We start from the raw sequence: 18,235 nt of genomic DNA on the forward strand, positions 1-18,235 counted from the left end.
AGATCAGAATCCATGTCGCTTGTTCAAAATCGAATTATCGCCCAGTTGGCTCAAGAATTGGGTGCCGCACAATCACAAATCAAGGCAGCAGTCGATTTGTTGGACGAAGGTGCTACAGTGCCCTTCATCGCCCGTTACCGCAAAGAGGCCACAGGTGGGTTAGACGATGCGGTGCTTCGTGACCTTCAAGAGCGCCTGGTGTATTTGCGCGAACTGGAAGACAGGCGCAGCAGTATTCTTGAATCGATTGAAAGCCAGGGCAAGTTGACCCCTGAACTGAAAGCAGCGATTGAAAAGGCGGAGAACAAACAAACGCTGGAAGACCTTTACCTGCCCTACAAACCCAAGCGCCGCACACGCGCACAAATAGCGCGTGAGGCAGGCCTGCAACCACTGGCAGATGAAATTCTTCAGAACAAACAAGCCGTGCCTGAAACACTGGCTGCGGCTTACCTGAACACAGAACACCAAATCAACGACACCAAAGCAGCACTGGATGGTGCCCGCGACATTTTGGCCGAACAGTTTTCTGAAAATGCAGCCTTGCTGGCACTTCTAAGAAACCGTTTGAAAGGCGAGGGTGCCATTAGAGCAGCTGTGGTGCCTGAAAAAGCCAGTGAAGCCATCAAGTTTCAAGATTACTTTGAACATCAAGAACCCTTGGGCAGCACAGCTTCGCACCGCATGTTGGCCATGCTTCGTGGCCGGGAACAAGGATTCTTGACACTGAAGGTAGACCTGCCGGAGGTGTGGGAAGCAGAGAACCCCCGCGCACCCCATCCTTTTGAATCGGAAATTGCCCGCCTGCATGGCATTGAACGCGACGAAAGCCCACGGGGCAAATTCTTGAATGAAACATGCCGTTGGACATGGAAAATCAAACTGGCCAGCACCCTAGAAAGTGAGGTGATCGGCACGCTGCGCGATGCGGCACAGGCTGAGGCTATCACCGTGTTTGGTAAAAACCTGAAAGACTTGTTGTTATCAGCCCCGGCGGGAGGCAAAGCCACCATGGGTCTGGACCCAGGTATTCGCACTGGTGTAAAAGTGGCGGTAATTGACAGCACAGGCCAGGTGGTTGAACACGCCACCATTTACCCACACGAGCCTCGCCGACAATGGAATGAATCCATCGCCCTGCTAGCCGCGCTTTGCATGAAACACAATGTGGAGTTGATCGCCATTGGCAACGGCACGGCCAGCCGGGAAACCGATCAACTGGCAGCCGACTTGCTTGCACAACACAAAGACCTGAAAGCCACACGGGTTATGGTGAGCGAGGCAGGCGCCTCGGTTTACTCCGCCAGCGCTTTGGCTTCAGCAGAATTGCCAGACCTTGACGTCAGCATTCGCGGTGCGGTGTCCATCGCTCGCCGCCTGCAAGATCCCCTGGCTGAACTGGTAAAAATCGATCCGAAATCAATCGGTGTGGGTCAATATCAACATGACGTGGATCAGCGTCAATTGAGCGGTCGCCTGGATGCGGTGGTTGAAGATTGCGTGAACGCAGTGGGTGTCGAAGTGAACACGGCATCGGAGCAACTGCTGTCCCGCGTATCAGGACTCAATGCTTCTGTGGCCAAAGCCTTGGTTTCTTTCCGAAACACCAATGGCAAATTCAAAAGCCGTGAAGACTTGCGCAAAGTACCAAGGCTTGGTGACAAAACATTTGAACAAGCCGCGGGTTTTTTGCGTATTCATGGTGCTGAAAACCCGCTCGATGCTTCTTCAGTTCATCCTGAGGCCTACATTGTGGTCGAGAAAATGGCAGCCAAGGTGAAGAAGCCGGTGGGCAGCCTAGTGGGTAATCGTGAAATTCTGAAAGAATTGAAACCCGCCGAGTTTGTGGACGATCGTTTTGGCTTGCCCACGGTTCAGGATATTTTGGTAGAACTTGAAAAACCTGGCCGTGACCCACGCCCCAGTTTCAAGACCGCAAAGTTTGATGACAAAGTACATACCATGGCCGACTTGAAACCCGGTATGACGCTGGAAGGTGTGGTCACCAACGTGGCAAACTTTGGCGCTTTTGTAGACATAGGTGTGCATCAGGACGGGTTGGTGCATGTTTCTGCCTTGTCCAACACCTTTGTGAAAGACCCGCACAGCGTGGTGAAAACCGGGCAAATTGTGAAAGTAAAAGTGCTGGAAGTCGATATTCCTCGCAAACGAATTTCACTGACCATGAAAATGGGCGACGATGTGCCGAAAGCCGCACCCGGGCAGAACGCTGGCCGACAAGTTCAAGCCAACCGTGCAGGCGATTCACGAGGAAATTCACGCGGTGAACGAAGTGGTGGAAGCACTGGTTCGAATTCACAACAAGGCGCAGGTTTTGCCAACAATGCATTTGCTGCCGCATTCGCAAAAGCAAAGGGAAGCAAATAAGGAAGAGTCAAAGCCGCACGGCGTTTCGCTTCGGCGAATCCAGGTACTCCTTGGACTGCATTTCAACAATGCGGCTCACCGTGCGGAAAAACTCATGTGCCATCGCACCTTCAGTGTACAGTTCTTCCGGTTCAACAGCCGCCGACATAATCAGCTTGACTTTGTGATCGTAAAGTACATCAATCAGCCAGGTGAACCTGCGGGCCTCTGAGGCCATACCAGCGCCCATCTTGGGTACGCCACTGAGAATCACAGTTTGAAACTGGCTGGCAATTTCAAGGTAGTCGTTTTGTGAACGCGGGCCACCGCACAGGGTTGGAAAATCGAACCAAACTACCGAGCCTGCGCGCCGAACAGCCTTGATGACACGCGATTCAATTTGTAACTCTGCAGGCTCATCAGCCACCTCAGCCAAGCGCTTGAAATCTTCGGTCAACTGTTTGTCCGCGCTTTCATCAAGCGGCATGAGGTAGGTGTTTAGTTGCTCCAATGTGCGGCGGCGGTAATCTACTCCCACATCCACGTTAATCACATCCAGTTGCTTGTTGAGCAGGGCAATGGCGGGTAACAGGCGGTCACGGTGCAGACCATCTGGGTAGAGATCATCTGGTTTGTAGTTGGACGTCATCAGGAAAGTAACGCCGTTGGCGAACAAGCCATCGAGCAGGCGATAGAGAATCATGGCGTCCGCAATATCTGACACATGAAACTCGTCAAAACAAATCAAACGATAACGTTTGGCGATTCGCGCTGCCACTTCGTCAAGCGGATCCTGAACTCCCTTGAGGTCATCGAGTTCGGCATGCACACCCCGCATGAACTCATGAAAATGCAAACGCACCTTTCGCTGCACGGTGACAGAGTTGTAAAAGCAATCCATCAAAAAACTTTTCCCGCGACCTACCCCACCCCACAGGTACAAGCCCTTGGGTACAGCAGGTCGATTCAGGAATTTTTTGATTACACTGCTGCGTGCTTTTTTGTATTCAACAAACTCATCGTAGAAAAGCTGCATGCGGTCTACCGCCTTTTGCTGAGCAGCATCCGACTGGTATCCACGTTCGGCCAAAGTTTGTTTGTAGTGTTCCTGAACGTTCACGATGATGAATTTCAATCAATAGAATTAAAAACGGCCGATGAAGCAATTCACCAGCCGTTGGGGGTCGATACCGAACAGAATTTTAACCGTTCAGTTGACGCTTGTCGCAGGCCAAAGCCGCTTCTTTCATCACTTCAGACAAACTGGGGTGCGCATGGCAAATGCGACCGATGTCCTCGGAAGAAGCCTTGAACTCCATGGCCATCACGGCTTCAGCAATCAAATCAGATGCATGGCTGTTGATGATGTGTACACCCAGGACTTCATCGGTGGTGGCATCGGCCAACACTTTCACAAAACCTTGTGAATCGCCCTGCCCCAGCGCACGGCCATTGGCCATGAACGGGAACTGACCAGCTTTGTATTTTCGTCCTTCCTGCTTCAACTGCTGCTCGGTTTTACCAACCCAAGCCACTTCAGGCGAAGTGTAAATAACCCAAGGAATGGTGTCGTAATTGCAGTGGCCAGCTTGTCCAGCCATGATTTCGGCAACCATCACACCTTCTTCTTCAGCTTTGTGCGCCAGCATGGCACCGCGAATCACATCGCCAATCGCGTAAATGCCAGCCACCAGGGTTTGGCAGTGCGCATCTACGTCAATCTGGCCGCGATCATTGGTTTTGAGGCCGACCGCTTCAAGGTTCAAGCCATCGGTGTTGGGTACTCGGCCCACCGACACAATCAGCTTGTCGCAATCTAGCATCTGGGCAGCACCATCGGCATCGGTGTAAGCGACTGAAACGCCCTTTTTGCTGGCTTTCACTTCACCGATTTTTACACCCATGTTCATCTTCAACCCTTGCTTGGTGAAGATTTTCTGCATTTCTTTGGCCACGCCTTCATCGGCTGCAGCCAGAAAATTGGGCATGGCTTCAAGCACGGTTACATCGGAACCCAGACGGCGCCACACTGAACCCAACTCAAGACCAATCACGCCTGCGCCAATCACGCCCAGTTTCTTGGGAACAGCGCCAAATTTCAGAGCACCTTCGTTGTCGCAAACGATTTCATTGTCGACGGTGATACCGGGCAAATGGCGTGCCTTGGAACCTGTCGCAACAATGACCTTTTTGGCTGTTACTTTCTCTTCACCGGCTGCACTTTTCACAGTCAGCTCGAAACCACCATCGACCTTGCCGGAAAAACTGGCCCAACCCTTGATGGGCGTGACCTTGTTTTTCTTGAACAGGTATTGAATACCCCCAGTCATTTTGGCGACGATGTCATCCTTGCGTTTGATCATCTTGGCCACATCCATTTTCGCGCCAGTCACGGAAATACCGTGATCTTCGGCATGGTGGGCAATCTTCTCGAACTCTTCCGAAGAGGCCAACAGGGCCTTTGATGGAATACAACCCACATTCAAACAAGTACCACCCAAGCGAGGCTCACCCTTGGGATCGTCGTAAGCATTGCCTTCGATACAGGCGACTTTCATACCCAACTGACCGGCACGGATCGCGGCAATGTAACCGCCGGGGCCTGCGCCTATCACCACTACGTCATATTGTGTGCTCATGAATATCCCCTTTATAGTTCCAGCAGCAAGCGTGCTGGGTCTTCCAGGGCTTCTTTCATTGCAACCAGGCCAAGTACTGCTTCGCGTCCGTCAATAATGCGGTGGTCGTAACTCATCGCGAGGTAATTCATGGGGCGAATCACGATTTCACCGTTTTCAACCACTGCACGCTCTTTCGTGGCGTGAATACCCAAAATTGCAGACTGGGGCGGGTTGATAATTGGCGTGGACAACATGGAACCGAATACACCACCGTTGGAAATCGAGAATGTACCACCGGTGAGGTCGTCCAGGCTGAGCTTGCCGTCCTTTGCTTTCTGGCCAAATTCGGCAATCTTCATTTCGATGTCAGCAATGCTCATTTGATCGGCATTGCGGATGATTGGCACCACCAAACCACGGGGAGAACCCACTGCAATACCGATGTCGAAATAGCCGTGGTACACGATGTCATTGCCATCAACAGAAGCATTCAGTACTGGGTACTTTTTCAAGGCGGCAACCGCGGCCTTCACGAAGAAGCCCATGAAGCCCAGCTTGGCACCATGTTCTTTTTCGAACTTGTCCTTGTACTTGTTGCGCAAGTCCATGACCGGCTTCATGTTCACTTCGTTGAATGTGGTCAAAATAGCGTTGGTTTGCTGCGACTGTACCAAGCGTTCTGCAACGCGGGCACGCAAGCGGCTCATGGGCACGCGCTGCTCAGGGCGACCTTCAATCAAGGTTGAGGGATCTAGCGGGGCCTTCACTTCAGGCAGCAAGCTAACTGGCTTGGCGGCGGCTGGAGCAGCTGCGGGCTTCGCTGCGGGGGCAGGCGCTGCGGCGGGTGCATTCAAGGTACCGATCACATCGCCTTTGGTGATGCGGCCGTCTTTGCCTGAACCTGCAATTTGATCAGCACTTAGCTTGTTCTCTGCCATCATTTTGGCCGCAGCCGGCATGGCCACAGAGCCATCTACGCTGGATGAAGGAGCTGGGGCTGCTGCTGGTGCAGCGGCCGGAGCAGGCGCTGCTGCCGGGGCAGGTGCTGCTGCGGGTACGCTTGCGGAGGCACTTGCTTCCGTGTCAATTTTTGCCAAGACCTGTCCCGCTACAACGGTTGCACCGTCTTCGCAGAGAATTTCAACGATCACGCCAGCCGAAGGTGCGGGCACTTCCAGCACCACCTTGTCGGTCTCCACGTCGATCAGGTTTTCGTCACGCTTTACCGCGTCACCAGGTTTTTTGTACCAATTCAACAGCGTTGCTTCGGCGACAGATTCGGACAGTTGTGGTACGACCACTTCTACGATTGCCATGGAATATTTTCCTTTTGAATTCTTTGTTCAAGTGCGGGCGGTCACCATGACCAGCCCGCGTCCTGTATTTATTTCGTAACCACGAAACCCTTGAGCTTGCCAAATGCCGCATCGATCAGCGCTTTTTGCTGTTCGTTGTGCTTGGCGTAGTAGCCCACGGCCGGAGAAGCTGAAGCCGGACGCCCCGCGTAACCCAGACGCTGCCCTTCCGACAGGTTTTCCAGCACGTTGTGCTGGATCTGGAACCAGGGACCCTGGTTTTGTGGTTCATCCTGACACCACACCACATCAGCCAAGTTGGGGTATTTGCGCAGTTCTGCGCTCAATGACTTGTGCGGGAATGGATACAGCTGCTCGACTCGCGCGATCGCAACATCTTTGATGTTGCGCTCGCGACGAGCTGCGACCAGGTCGTAGTACACGCGACCGGAACAAAGAACCACTCGCTTGACTTTGCTGGCATCCAGGTCGCCCTGATCACCAATCACAGTCTGGAAATGGCCTTTGGACAAGTCTTGCAAAGAAGAAGTGGCTTCTTTGTGACGCAACAAAGATTTCGGCGTCATGATGATCAGCGGCTTGCGGAACAAGCGGATCATTTGGCGACGCAACAGGTGGAAAATCTGTGCCGGCGTTGTAGGCTGGCAAACCTGCATATTGTTTTCGGCGCACAGTTGCAAGTAACGCTCGATACGCGCAGATGAGTGCTCTGGCCCCTGCCCTTCGTAACCATGCGGCAACATCATGACCAGGCCGGATGCACGACCCCACTTCACTTCACCGGAAGAAATGAACTGGTCAATTACCACTTGAGCACCGTTGGCGAAGTCGCCAAATTGTGCTTCCCAAATCACCAAGGTGTTGGGCTCAGCAGTGGAGTAACCATATTCAAAACCGAGTACTGCCTCTTCAGACAACACAGAGTCGATGACGGTAAACGGGGCCTGGTTTTCAGAGATATTTTCCAGCGGAATATAGGTGCCTTCGTTCCACTTTTCACGGCCCTGGTGGTGCAACACGGCATGACGGTGCGTGAACGTGCCACGCCCGCAATCCTGTCCGGTGATGCGAACCGCGTAACCAGAGGAAACCAGCGATGCAAATGCCAGGTGTTCGCCCATACCCCAGTCGAGCAAGGTTTCGCCCTGGCCCATGGCTGCACGGTCGGCAATCACCTTTTGTACCAATGGGTGAACCTTGAAGTTCTCAGGTACGGTGGTAATGCGCTCTGACAAACGCTTGATTTCGGAAATCGGCACCGAAGTATCGGCTGCATCCGTCCATTTCTTGTTCAGGTACGGTGACCAATCAACGGCAAACTTGCTCTTGTAATTGGTCAACACGGGGTCAGCACGGTTGTGCTTGCCTTCGTCCATGGCTGCACGGAAATCAGCAACCAGTTTCTCGGCACCGTCTTCTTTCAAAATGCCCTGCATCACCAAACGCTCGGCATACAAAGCGCGCGTACCTGGGTGCTGACCAATTTTCTTGTACATCAAAGGTTGGGTTACGGCAGGCGTGTCTTGCTCGTTGTGACCCAATTTGCGGAAACAGACAATGTCGATCACCACGTCTTGCTGGAATTCCATGCGGAAGTCCAAGGCCAACTGGGTCACGAAAATGACAGCTTCGGGATCGTCGCCATTCACGTGAAACACGGGTGCCTCAATCATCTTGACCACGTCTGAACAGTACAGCGTCGAGCGGCTATCGCGCGGATCAGAAGTGGTGAAGCCGATTTGGTTATTGATCACGATGTGAACCGTACCGCCCGTGCCGTAGCCGCGGGTGTGCACCAGGTTCAATGTTTCCATGACCACTCCCTGGCCTGCAAAAGCGGCATCACCGTGCACCAGCACCGGCAACACCTGCTTGCCTTCCTTGTCACCACGACGTTCCTGGCGAGCCTTCACCGACCCTTCAACTACAGGGTTCACAATTTCAAGGTGCGAGGGGTTAAACGCCAGGGACAAGTGCATGGGACCACCTGGGGTGGTTACATCCGATGAAAAGCCCTGGTGATACTTCACGTCACCAGCAGGCAGATCATCGGCATGCTTGCCTTCGAATTCTTCAAACAATTGGCTAGGGCTTTTGCCCAGAATGTTGACCAGCACGTTCAAACGACCGCGGTGAGCCATGCCAATGATGGTTTCTTGCACACCATTGGCGCCACCACGCTGAATCACATGATCAAGCGAGGCGATAAAAGATTCACCACCTTCCAGCGAGAAACGCTTCTGACCCACGTACCGGGTGTGCAAATAACGCTCAAGGCCTTCGGCTGCGGTTAGGCGCTCCAGAATGTGCAATTTTTCTTCAGTCGACAGCTGGGCAGTGCCCAGGCTGGTCTCCATGCGTTCTTGCAACCAGCGCTTTTGAGCGGGGTCGCTGATGTGCATGTACTCAATACCAATTGAACGGCAGTAAGTGTCGCGCAACGCCTTCACGATGTCGCGAAGGGTCATTTGATCTTGACCAAAATAGGTGTTGGTGGCGGAGAACGTGATGTCCATGTCCGCTTCGGTCAGGCCATAAAAGGCTGGATCAAGCTCCGGAATATTTGGGCGTTCCTGACGCTTGAGCGGATCAAGGTCTGCAAAACGTGAGCCCAGGAAGCGATACGCAGCCACAATTGACTGAACATGCACCTGTTTTTTGGCCACTTCCAGGTCAGCAGACTGAATCTGCGGCTGCAAGAAGCCTTTTTTCGCGCGTTGAGCAAAGGATTGAACCACTGGCGCATGGGCTACATCTTTCTCGTTCACGTCGCCGTGAGCAGAAGGCACCATTTGCATTTGGTCAAAGTAGGCGCGCCATTTGTCTGGCACGGAGCCTGGGTTGTCCAGGTAGGCCTCGTACATTTCTTCGACATAGGGCGCATTGCCCCCGAACAAATACGAGTTTTGTTGAAATGATCGCATCATTTGCGCTTCACCTTTTTCCGAGTTTCTCGTTTCAAAGATGTGGGGTTCGGACTCGACCTTGGCTATTGCCATCGGACCGAATCCCTACACACGTGGGTTAAACCGCACTCCCCGTCTGGTTTGTGGAGCCCCTGCCCCTAACCAGATAGCAAAAAGCAGCCAAAAAAAGACTGCTTTAAGAGTTAAGCCCAAAGGATATCAGATTAGAGAAAGCGCACTAAAGCCCTAACGAGGATGAATGTGAAAAATGTGGTGAAAATGAAAAAAGCCACCCGAAGGTGGCTTTCTGTTCCAACTGCAGTGTCAATCAACGCTGGTCGATTGGCTTTACGTTGCGGTGCGCTGCACCGTTGAACAACTGGCGTGGACGACCGATTTTGTATTCGGGGTCTGCAATCATTTCGTTCAACTGGGCGATCCAGCCCACGGTGCGGGCCAACGCGAAAATCGCTGTAAACAGTGGCACAGGAATACCGATCGCCTTTTGAACGATACCGGAATAAAAATCCACGTTCGGGTACAGCTTGCGCTTTACAAAGTATTCGTCTTCCAGCGCAATTTTTTCCAGGGCCATGGCAATCTTGAACAATGGGTCGTCATGCAAGCCCAGCTCGTTCAACACTTCGTGACAGGTTTCACGCATCAGCTTGGCGCGTGGGTCGTAATTCTTGTACACGCGGTGGCCAAAGCCCATCAAGCGAACGCCTGAATCCTTGTCTTTTACCTTGGCAATGAAATCGCCAATTTTCTCAACGCCGCCGTTGGCCTGAATTTCAGTCAACATATTCAAGCAGGCCTCGTTGGCGCCACCATGTGACGGGCCCCACAGACATGCTACGCCGGCCGCAATCGCAGCAAAAGGATTCGTACCAGATGATGCGCACAGGCGAACTGTGGAAGTCGATGCGTTTTGCTCATGATCTGCATGCAAAATGAAGATGCGGTCCATCGCGCGCACCAGCACGTCGTTGACCTGGTACTCTTCGCACGGATTACCGAACATCATGCGCATGAAGTTGGCGGTGTAGCTGAGTTCATTCTTGGGGTAAATATTGGGTGCGCCAATGCCATATTTGTAGGCCATGGCCACCAGGGTTGGCATTTTCGCGATCAGTCGGATTGCGGAAATATCACGCTGGTTTTTGTCCAGCAAGTTCATGGAATCTGGGTAGAAAGCAGACATACCGCCCACCAGACCAGTCATCACCGCCATGGGGTGCGCGTCGCGGCGGAAACCTCGCAGGAAGAAGTTCATCTGCTCGTTGACCATGGTGTGCTTGGTCACCAGGTCGTCAAATGTTTTCTTTTCAGCGGCATTGGGCAACTCACCGTTCAACAGCAAGTAGCACACGTCCATGAAGTCGCAGTGCTGCGCCAGTTGCTCAATGGGATAGCCGCGATACAGCAGCTCACCCTTGTCACCGTCAATATAGGTAATGGATGAATTGCAGGAGGCTGTGGACAGGAAGCCTGGGTCGTAGGTGAATTTGCCAGTGGATCCGTACAGCTTTCGGATGTCGATCACATCGGGACCAATGGTACCTTTGTGAATGGGAAATTCTACCGAAGGGGTGCCGTCTGAAAAAGACAGCGTGGCCTTGTGTTCTGTGCTCATCGGATTTCCTTCTAATGGGATTGAAATTAAAGTTCTCGCATCATCTGGATCACCTTGCGCACACCAGGTGTATCCAGATCCCCTTCCGGCTCTTTTCGGCCCAGGAATAGGTCAAGCAACACGTTGTCAACCTCTTCAAACAGCACAGTCAAGGCCTGCACGTCGTCGTTGGTCAATTCCATTTCATGCTTGTCGAAAAATCGTTCGATAATCAGGTCGTTTTCCAATAGACCTCGCCTGGCGCGCCAGCGTAAACGGGCACGTTGAGTTGGATCCGCCTGATGACTCTGATTAGACATAAACTACAACAAAAAAAACGGGGTTTTGCAGTGCACAACCCCGATTTGAATAAAAAAATCCGAACAAGGGTTCTAGACGGCGCGACGCACCATCAATTCCTTGATCTTGCCAATTGCCTTGGTGGGGTTCAAGCCCTTCGGACACACGTCTACGCAGTTCATGATGGTGTGGCAGCGGAACAAGCGGTATGGATCTTCCAGGTTATCCAGACGCTCGCCGGTGGTTTGATCACGGCTGTCTGCAATGAAACGGTAGGCTTGCAACAGGCCAGCTGGACCCACGAACTTGTCAGGGTTCCACCAGAACGATGGGCAGCTGGTTGAACAGCATGCGCACAAAATACATTCGTACAGACCATCCAGTTCTTCGCGCTCTTCGGGTGACTGCAAACGCTCCTTTTCAGGAGGGGGTGTGTCGTTCACCAGGTAAGGCTTGATGGAGTGGTACTGCTTGAAAAACTGGGTCATGTCGACGATCAAGTCGCGCACTACGGGCAAACCTGGAAGCGGTTTGAGCACGATGGGCTGCTTCAGGTCGCGCAGGTTGGTAATACAAGCCAAACCGTTTTTGCCGTTGATGTTCATGGCATCAGAACCGCACACGCCTTCTCGGCATGAACGGCGATAGGCCAGTGATTCATCCACGTCGCTCTTGATGCGCATCAGCGCGTCGAGCAACATTTTGTCGGTTGGCTCCAGCTCAACTTCCAGCTTTTGCATTTTTGGCGCTTCGCCGGTATCCGGGTCGTAGCGATAAATTTCAAAACGTACGATTCTCTTTTCGCTCATTTTCTGTACCTCTTAACCTTGATTAGAACGTCCGCTTTTTGGGCTGGAAGGTTTCAACTGTCATTGGCTTCAGGTTCACTGGCTTGTAGTCCAGGCGATTGCCCTCGGAGTACCACAGGCTGTGACGCATCCACTTGTCATCATCGCGTTCAGGGAAATCGCGGTGAGCATGCGCACCACGGCTTTCTTCACGCGCTGCGGCGGACACCATGGTGGCCTTCGCAGTTTCCTGCAAGTTGGCCAGTTCCAATGCTTCTACCAACGCAGTGTTGAACACTTTGGACTTGTCTTTCAAATGAATGTGCTCGGCTTGTGCGGCCAGATCGTTGATCTTGCTCACGCCCGCTTCCATCAACTCGGTGGTGCGGAACACGCCACAGTGGTACTGCATGCCCTTGCGAATCGCATCGGCCACAACTCGGGTGTTCTCGCCGCTGATCGATGTCATCAGCTTGTCAACGCGCGCCATGGTCAGGTCAGTGCCATCGGCTGGCAATTCCTTGTGGCTGCGGGCTTTCAGGTTGCTGTTCACAATGTGGTTACCTGCTGCACGACCAAATACGATCAAATCGAGCAAGGAGTTGGTACCCAAACGGTTTGCACCGTGAACGGATACGCAGGCGCATTCGCCAATGGCGTACATGCCATTGATGATTTCGCTGGGGCCGCCCGGTACTTTGGGAGCCACAACCTGGCCGTACACATTGGTTGGAATGCCGCCCATTTGGTAGTGAATGGTTGGTACCACAGGAATTGGTTCTTTGATCGGGTCTACGTTGGCGAACTTGATCGCGATTTCGCGAATCGAAGGCAAACGCTTCATGATGGTGTCGGCACCCAGGTGATCGAGCTTCAACAACACATAATCTTTGTTGGGACCACAACCGCGGCCTTCCTTGATTTCCTGGTCCATGGAACGTGACACAAAGTCGCGTGGAGCCAAGTCTTTCAAGGTTGGAGCGTAACGTTCCATGAAACGCTCGCCTTCGCTGTTGAGCAAAATACCGCCTTCGCCGCGAACACCCTCAGTCACCAGAACACCTGCACCAGCCACACCAGTTGGGTGGAACTGCCAGAACTCCATGTCTTCCAGAGGAATGCCAGCGCGGGCTGCCATGCCCATTCCGTCGCCGGTGTTGATAAAGGCGTTGGTGGATGCATCCCAGATGCGGCCTGCACCACCGGTGGCAAACACGGTGGTTTTGGCTTCCAGCACCATCATCTCGCCGGTTTCCATTTCCAGGGCGGTTACACCTACCACATCACCATCGGCGTCACGAATAATGTCAAGTGCCATCCACTCTACGAAGAACTGGGTGCGCGCGCGCACGTTGCGCTGGTACAGGGTGTGCAACAGGGCATGACCTGTGCGGTCGGCAGCCGCACAAGCGCGCTGAACCGGCTTTTCACCGAAGTTGGCTGTGTGGCCACCGAAGGGACGCTGATAAATCGTGCCATCTGGGTTGCGGTCAAAGGGCATGCCAAAGTGTTCAAGCTCGTAAACCACTTTGGGGGCTTCACGACACATGAATTCAATTGCATCCTGGTCGCCCAAGTAGTCAGAACCTTTCACGGTGTCGAACATGTGCCAGTACCAGCTGTCGTCGGACATATTGCCCAGCGACGCACCGATACCACCCTGTGCGGCCACGGTATGTGAGCGCGTAGGAAATACTTTGGACAGCACGGCTACATTCAGACCAGCCTCTGCCAACTGGAGCGAACAGCGCATACCCGCGCCACCCGCACCTACGATCACCGCGTCGAATTTGCGACGAGGAAGGGAAGTTTTAACTGCAGTCACTTTTAGACCCTCCAGAGAATGTCAGCAGCGTAACCGGCTGCACCAAGCAACCACAACGCCGTAAAAACTTGCAATGTAAGGCGAATGCCAGTGGGCTTGACGTAGTCCATCCAGATGTCGCGAATACCAATGTAGGCGTGATAGCACAGTGACAAGATCGCCAGCAGTGCGAGAATTTTGCCCAATGGGAAAGACAGCACGGTGAAGTTGAAAAAACCGACCCACTTCACGTAATCAAGATCGGGGGTAAACAGCACGGCCAGGAACAGACCGATTGTGTACACCGCCATGATGACCGCTGTAATACGCTGTGCGACCCATTCTTTCAGGCCGTAGTGTGCGCCAACCACCAGGCGCTTGGAACCAATGTTATTGCCCATAATTAAAACACTCCGAACAGTTTCAGGCCGAACAAAGCGGTCAGGCTCAAACTGACAGCAAACACAATACCCGCACTTTTGCTGGCTGCGTACTTTTCAGTGCCCACATGCATGTCGAGCACCAGGTAACGAATGCCCGCGGCAAAGTGATGCAGATACGACCAGATCAGGCCGAGCAATACAATTTTGACCAGCGGGCTGCTGACCAGGGATTGCATTTCAAGGAAGGTGAGTTCGGAAGTGATGCTTTTGTCGAAAAGCGGCAGGAGAATGACTGGAAGCGCCAGGAACAGCACAGCGCCACTGACGCGGTGCAAAATGGACAGCTTGCCCGCCAAGGGTAGCCTGTACTTCAGGATTTGTGTGACATGGATGTTCCGGTATTCCGGACGTTTCTTCGCAACAGTGTTTGACATGCTCGTGTTCTTATAAAAGTGATTGGAAAACGGGCTTTTACCCTAGGCCTTCCGGCCTGAATCCTTTAAAAAAACCAATATCGGACAACGATATATTTTGAACCAAATCAGCAAAGCCTTAAAGCGGGAAGTTTTTGATTTTGAGCACCAAATGACGCAAATGCATTCTTTTGCCCGCTAAAGACTTGTATCAATTCAATACAATTCATTCCTGTATGAAAATTTGTCGGTCAAGTACCAGCCACGGCGAAGCTCTACCGGCTTATCAGCATACGTCATTGAAAGGCGCTCGACCAGCAGCAAGGGGGTACCTACCCCAACCTGCAAAATGTCAGCATGCTCCTGCTGTGCACTGACCGCCTTGATGTGCTCGTTGGCCCTCAACATGCGTACATTAAAGCTGCTTTCAAGGAAACCATACAGGGTGGAATTCCACTGCTGAAGACGCTCAAGAGTAAGGCCTTTGTATTGGGAAGCCGGCAACCAGATTTCATCAAAAATACGGGGTACACCATCGAAGCGCATGACACGCTTGACCACAAACACAGAGTCACTGGGTTTGATGTCGAGCAATTTGGCAATTTGCGAACTTGCACGAACCCGCTCTACAGACAAATAGGTGGATTTGGGCTTTACGCCAGGCTCTTCGTCGGCGGCAAGACGCAGGAACCGATATTCTGACTTGGCCTCGTTGTGCGTGGCAACAAAAGTACCCCGCCCCTGCTTGCGATCGACCAGGTTTTCAGCGGCAAGCTCGTCAATTGCTTTGCGCACCGTGCCCTGACTGACACCATAACGGGCAGCAAGCTCGGTTTCAGACGGAATAAGCTCACCCGGCTTCCATTCGCCGTCTTGAAGGCTTTTGAGCAGCAAACCTTTGATTTGCTGATAAAGCGGGCTGAACGTTGGATTGACGGGTTGCAAATTGTGTCTCGGTCTTGTTTTTTCGGATTATTGTGTATCTTATATCTTATAGATGACTTTTAGAAGTTAATCCCCTCTAAACCACCAAGTTAGTCAACAAGGTGTCAGCGTTTGGCGCTAAACTATGGCCTTCGATTTTTAATCCTTTGGAGTGTTTGACATGACCAAACCCGCAATGCGAGTTGCCGTTACAGGCGCTGCCGGCCAAATTGGCTACAGCTTGTTGTTCCGTATCGCCAATGGCGACATGCTGGGCAAAGACCAGCCCGTAATTTTGCAGTTGCTGGACATTACCCCCGCCCTGCCCGCAGTGAAGGGTGTGGTCATGGAACTGGAAGACTGTGCATTCCCGTTGCTGCAAGGCGTGGTAATTACAGATGACCCCGCAACCGCTTTCAAAGACGTAGACGTAGCACTGCTGGTTGGCGCACGCCCACGCAGCAAAGGCATGGAGCGCAAAGACCTGCTCGAAGCCAACGGCGCAATTTTCACAGTTCAGGGTAAAGCACTGAACGATAACGCCAAGCGTAGCGTGAAAGTACTGGTTGTGGGCAACCCAGCAAATACCAACGCCTACATTGCACAACAGTCTGCCCCTGATCTGGACCCGAACTGCTTCACCTCCATGCTGCGCCTGGACCACAACCGTGCGTTGAGCCAAGTAGCCGCCAAAACCGGCAAGCCAGTAGCGTCAATCGAGAAGCTGGCAGTGTGGGGCAACCACTCTCCCACGATGTATGCCGACTACCGCTTTGCAACCATTGACGGTGCATCTGTAAAAGACATGATCAATGACCAGGAATGGAACGCCAACACTTTCTTGCCAACAGTGGGCAAGCGCGGTGCCGCCATTATTGAGGCGCGTGGCTTGTCTTCTGCTGCCTCTGCTGCCAATGCTGCGATCGACCACGTTCGTGACTGGGTTCTGGGCACCAATGGCAAGTGGGTAACCATGGGTATTCCTTCTGACGGTTCTTACGGCATTCCTGAAAAAACCCAGTTCGGCTTCCCTGTGACCTGTGCCAACGGTAAGTTTGAAATCGTGAAGGGCCTGGAAATTGATGCATTCAGCCAGGAGCGCATCAACATTACCCTGAACGAACTGATGGAAGAACGCGAAGGCGTGAAGCACTTGCTGGGCAAGTAATTTACGAGCATTTCGTGATAAAAAGGGCCAGCAGAGATGCTGGCCTTTTTTATTTGCATTTGAAAGAACACTGCGAAGGACTACCGCGTGAAGAAGCACAACCTGGATTTGGCAAACATTTCCACAATTTTGTACAGCGAAGACCACGCACAGGTGAACCTGCCGGTGTGTGACCACTACACAGGCCGCCCCAAGTATTTTGAGAAGGCTTTGCAGATTCGCGCCGAAATTGGAGCCTGCTTCGATATTACGCTGGACTTGGAAGATGGTGCTGTAGTGGGCCATGTGACCGAAATTGCAACATGGGCTGCACAAAGCCTGGTCGATTTTTCAGCACGGTATGGCGGCGAAACACGCAGACCGGGCGTTCGACTGCACCCGGTGCAAGACCCTGCGTTTGAACAGGAGTTGCCAATTGTGTTGCGCGAAGGCGTACCTTTACCCGCTTACTTGATGCTACCGAAGCCTGAAAACTTTGACGACGTCAAACTGGCGATTGGCCGTATTCGTGAACAATGCGCCAAGGCGGGCGTTGAAGCGCCACCCATGCACGTGTTGATTGAAACCCACGGAGCCCTGGCGGCTGTGCATCAAATTGCTGGCCTTGAAGAAGTTGAGTCACTTTCGTTCGGAATAATGGATTTCATTTCGAGCCACCGGAGTGCAATTCCCAAAACCGCTTTGAATTCGCCGGGTCAATTCGAAAACCCGCTGGTGCGCAGGGCTAAACTTGAAATTTCAGCAGCCTGCCATCGATTTGGCAAAGTGCCTTCGCACAACGTGACCCGCAATATTCGTCAGCCAGAAATGGCGGCCGAGGATGCGACTCGTGCGAAACGCGATTTCGGCTTCACACGAATGTGGAGCATTCATCCGGATCAGATTGTTCACATTGTATCGGCCATGCTGCCCACCGATTCCGAGGTGGATGAAGCCGTGCTGGTATTGACCGAGGCGCAGAAAGCTGAATGGGGGCCGATTCAGATCAAGGGTGAACTGCACGACCGTGCTAGTTACAGATACTTTTTTGAAGTGCTCAATGCGCGATCAAATCGCGGCGGTTAAAAAGATAAAAACTCAAGCCTTGAAGGAAGTGAGCAACACCTTTGCAGCCTCCTCTCGCAGCGGTATCAGCGCCTGATAAGTGTCTGATTTGAACCAGCCGTGGGCTGCATCCAGCGTTGGGAAACGTATCACTACGATGTCGCTGAAGGCATTTTGGAGTGCCAAATCTGCGGCCTTAACACCCCTGAAAACCAATTCTGCATTCCAGGCAGCAAGAGTGCCGGGCACTTGGTCCCGATACTCTTGCCACTTGAGTGGATCGATGATGTTGATTTGACCAACCACGTAAGCACTCATAACAGGCAAACCGTTTTAGCAGTTGCCTTTTTTGGCTTGCCCGGGTGGGCAATGACCGCCGCCATGGCCACCTGGATCAACCACAACTGAACCCGCAGGGGTGTACACTGCACAACTGCTCAAAGCAAACATCAATGCCATCATGGAAAACAATGTTTTCATGTTTCATACTTCCTGAATAAAAGAAATCAATCGAATTGAGATATTCCGTATAACGGGTACAACACACTTAGGTTGACTGCTTCTTGCCAGTATGCGTTAAGCACAG

General features: G+C 52.6%; 16 protein-coding genes. 3 read left to right on the plus strand and 13 right to left on the minus strand.

What is annotated here, in order from left to right; translation table 11 throughout:
- The first annotated feature begins 12 nt into the window (after positions 1–12).
- Positions 13–2,388 carry a Tex family protein gene (locus PY990_RS08780; protein WP_275271296.1) on the plus strand — a complete coding sequence of 792 codons (2,376 nt, stop codon included), beginning with the start codon at positions 13–15 and terminating at the stop codon, positions 2,386–2,388.
- A 7-nt stretch (positions 2,389–2,395) separates the two neighbouring features.
- On the opposite strand, the gene zapE is transcribed toward PY990_RS08780, so the two are convergent.
- The 11 genes from zapE to PY990_RS08835 form a co-directional block, all read right to left on the minus strand.
- Entirely contained in the window at positions 2,396–3,487 is a 1,092-nt protein-coding gene (gene zapE / locus PY990_RS08785) for a cell division protein ZapE (protein ID WP_275271329.1), read from the minus strand.
- Positions 3,488–3,569: 82 nt separating this feature from the next.
- Positions 3,570–5,006, minus strand: coding sequence for a dihydrolipoyl dehydrogenase (gene lpdA, locus PY990_RS08790; protein ID WP_275271297.1), 1,437 nt, complete (start codon positions 5,004–5,006; stop codon positions 3,570–3,572).
- A gap of 11 nt (positions 5,007–5,017) precedes the next feature.
- Entirely contained in the window at positions 5,018–6,304 is a 1,287-nt protein-coding gene (gene odhB / locus PY990_RS08795) for a 2-oxoglutarate dehydrogenase complex dihydrolipoyllysine-residue succinyltransferase (protein WP_275271298.1), read from the minus strand.
- Positions 6,305–6,372: 68 nt separating this feature from the next.
- Positions 6,373–9,231, minus strand: coding sequence for a 2-oxoglutarate dehydrogenase E1 component (locus PY990_RS08800; protein ID WP_105029896.1), 2,859 nt, complete (start codon positions 9,229–9,231; stop codon positions 6,373–6,375).
- A gap of 307 nt (positions 9,232–9,538) precedes the next feature.
- Positions 9,539–10,846 carry a citrate synthase gene (locus tag PY990_RS08805; protein WP_275271299.1) on the minus strand — a complete coding sequence of 436 codons (1,308 nt, stop codon included), beginning with the start codon at positions 10,844–10,846 and terminating at the stop codon, positions 9,539–9,541.
- 26 nt (positions 10,847–10,872) lie between these two features.
- Entirely contained in the window at positions 10,873–11,145 is a 273-nt protein-coding gene (locus PY990_RS08810; RefSeq protein ID WP_105029331.1) for an FAD assembly factor SdhE, read from the minus strand.
- A gap of 72 nt (positions 11,146–11,217) precedes the next feature.
- Positions 11,218–11,934, minus strand: coding sequence for a succinate dehydrogenase iron-sulfur subunit (locus PY990_RS08815; protein ID WP_105029332.1), 717 nt, complete (start codon positions 11,932–11,934; stop codon positions 11,218–11,220).
- A 22-nt stretch (positions 11,935–11,956) separates the two neighbouring features.
- Positions 11,957–13,738: a succinate dehydrogenase flavoprotein subunit gene (gene sdhA / locus PY990_RS08820; RefSeq protein WP_275271300.1), complete on the minus strand. Its 1,782-nt coding sequence runs from the start codon at positions 13,736–13,738 to the stop codon at positions 11,957–11,959.
- A 2-nt stretch (positions 13,739–13,740) separates the two neighbouring features.
- On the minus strand, positions 13,741–14,121 hold the full coding sequence (gene sdhD / locus PY990_RS08825; RefSeq protein ID WP_168427069.1) for a succinate dehydrogenase, hydrophobic membrane anchor protein: 381 nt from the start codon (positions 14,119–14,121) through the stop codon (positions 13,741–13,743).
- Positions 14,121–14,534: a succinate dehydrogenase, cytochrome b556 subunit gene (gene sdhC, locus PY990_RS08830; protein WP_105029335.1), complete on the minus strand. Its 414-nt coding sequence runs from the start codon at positions 14,532–14,534 to the stop codon at positions 14,121–14,123. The genes sdhD and sdhC overlap by 1 nt, the downstream gene beginning before the upstream one ends.
- Before the next feature lie 195 nt (positions 14,535–14,729).
- Complete coding sequence (locus tag PY990_RS08835) at positions 14,730–15,458, minus strand: GntR family transcriptional regulator (RefSeq protein WP_171099534.1); 729 nt, start codon at positions 15,456–15,458, stop codon at positions 14,730–14,732.
- Between the two features lie 160 nt (positions 15,459–15,618).
- Here PY990_RS08835 and PY990_RS08840 point away from each other — a divergent pair, with 160 nt between their 5' ends.
- Positions 15,619–16,605, plus strand: coding sequence for a malate dehydrogenase (locus PY990_RS08840; protein WP_171099536.1), 987 nt, complete (start codon positions 15,619–15,621; stop codon positions 16,603–16,605).
- Between the two features lie 87 nt (positions 16,606–16,692).
- Positions 16,693–17,670 carry an HpcH/HpaI aldolase/citrate lyase family protein gene (locus PY990_RS08845; RefSeq protein WP_105029337.1) on the plus strand — a complete coding sequence of 326 codons (978 nt, stop codon included), beginning with the start codon at positions 16,693–16,695 and terminating at the stop codon, positions 17,668–17,670.
- A gap of 12 nt (positions 17,671–17,682) precedes the next feature.
- On the opposite strand, the gene PY990_RS08850 is transcribed toward PY990_RS08845, so the two are convergent.
- Positions 17,683–17,967, minus strand: a complete 285-nt coding sequence (locus PY990_RS08850) for a DUF1330 domain-containing protein (RefSeq protein WP_275271301.1) — start codon at positions 17,965–17,967, stop codon at positions 17,683–17,685.
- A gap of 15 nt (positions 17,968–17,982) precedes the next feature.
- Positions 17,983–18,129, minus strand: a complete 147-nt coding sequence (locus PY990_RS08855) for a hypothetical protein (protein ID WP_168427000.1) — start codon at positions 18,127–18,129, stop codon at positions 17,983–17,985.
- Positions 18,130–18,235: the final 106 nt, after the last annotated feature.

Source organism: Limnobacter olei (genome assembly GCF_029087225.1).
Lineage (GTDB): Bacteria > Pseudomonadota > Gammaproteobacteria > Burkholderiales > Burkholderiaceae_B > Limnobacter > Limnobacter olei.

Bases quoted from the DNA above. Each gene is read 5' to 3' on its own strand.
- PY990_RS08780 (WP_275271296.1), top strand. From the start codon at position 13: ATGTCGCTTGTTCAAAATCGAATTATCGCCCAGTTGGCTCAAGAATTG.
- lpdA (WP_275271297.1), bottom strand. From the start codon at position 5,006: ATGAGCACACAATATGACGTAGTGGTGATAGGCGCAGGCCCCGGCGGT.
- odhB (WP_275271298.1), bottom strand. From the start codon at position 6,304: ATGGCAATCGTAGAAGTGGTCGTACCACAACTGTCCGAATCTGTCGCC.
- PY990_RS08800 (WP_105029896.1), bottom strand. From the start codon at position 9,231: ATGATGCGATCATTTCAACAAAACTCGTATTTGTTCGGGGGCAATGCG.
- PY990_RS08805 (WP_275271299.1), bottom strand. From the start codon at position 10,846: ATGAGCACAGAACACAAGGCCACGCTGTCTTTTTCAGACGGCACCCCT.
- PY990_RS08810 (WP_105029331.1), bottom strand. From the start codon at position 11,145: ATGTCTAATCAGAGTCATCAGGCGGATCCAACTCAACGTGCCCGTTTA.
- PY990_RS08815 (WP_105029332.1), bottom strand. From the start codon at position 11,934: ATGAGCGAAAAGAGAATCGTACGTTTTGAAATTTATCGCTACGACCCG.
- sdhC (WP_105029335.1), bottom strand. From the start codon at position 14,534: ATGTCAAACACTGTTGCGAAGAAACGTCCGGAATACCGGAACATCCAT.
- PY990_RS08840 (WP_171099536.1), top strand. From the start codon at position 15,619: ATGACCAAACCCGCAATGCGAGTTGCCGTTACAGGCGCTGCCGGCCAA.
- PY990_RS08850 (WP_275271301.1), bottom strand. From the start codon at position 17,967: ATGAGTGCTTACGTGGTTGGTCAAATCAACATCATCGATCCACTCAAG.
- PY990_RS08855 (WP_168427000.1), bottom strand. From the start codon at position 18,129: ATGAAAACATTGTTTTCCATGATGGCATTGATGTTTGCTTTGAGCAGT.